This window comes from Halorubrum tibetense (assembly GCF_042661865.1).
GTDB lineage: Archaea > Halobacteriota > Halobacteria > Halobacteriales > Haloferacaceae > Halorubrum > Halorubrum tibetense.
Genome location: NZ_JBHSWW010000714.1, coordinates 1 through 536 on the forward strand (window position 1 = coordinate 1; position 536 = coordinate 536).

Annotated in this window: 1 protein-coding gene; it reads right to left on the bottom strand. The window is 53.0% G+C overall.

The genetic code is table 11. The annotated features are described in order from the left end of the window. Window positions 1–536: hypothetical protein (locus ACFQEU_RS17900; protein WP_465261196.1), on the bottom strand; the 536-nt coding region annotated here is incomplete at both ends.

The window sequence follows — 536 nt, forward strand, 5'->3', positions numbered from 1 at the left end:
TAGCGAATCAACTGGTTGCCAAGCTGCGCGAGCCGTATAAGCCTCTGTGTTGCCGATAGTATCGTAATCAGACAAACGGAAGGCTACACCTACACTCAAAGACTTAGCAAAGGGTGCGTCGGTTAACAACGGAGCATCAAGTTCCATGTAAGCTTCGCGAACGCTGTAGCTGCCTTCAGTTGGCTCTTCCTTGTTACCACCATTTTGGCCAGAGCGGGTCAGTGCATCTGGGAAGTCAGCTGCGTACTCAGAGCGGTACTCTAAACCGGCAGCCATAGCTAAGGCACCAGCTGGTAGTTCAAACAGATCGCCGGTAATGTTTGCGCCGGCAATGGTCTGGCGGGTGCGCTGGTCGCGAATAGATGGTGCGGTTACATATTTGGCTGCACCAGGACTAATGGTGCCGTAGCCAAAGATGTTGATCGGCACACAGCCTTCTTCCACAGCCGCTGCATCCAGACACACAATGTTACCACTGCCGTCATCGCCGGCATTCAGCGCTTGGCGGAAATTGGAAATGTTTAGCTGACCAGTAC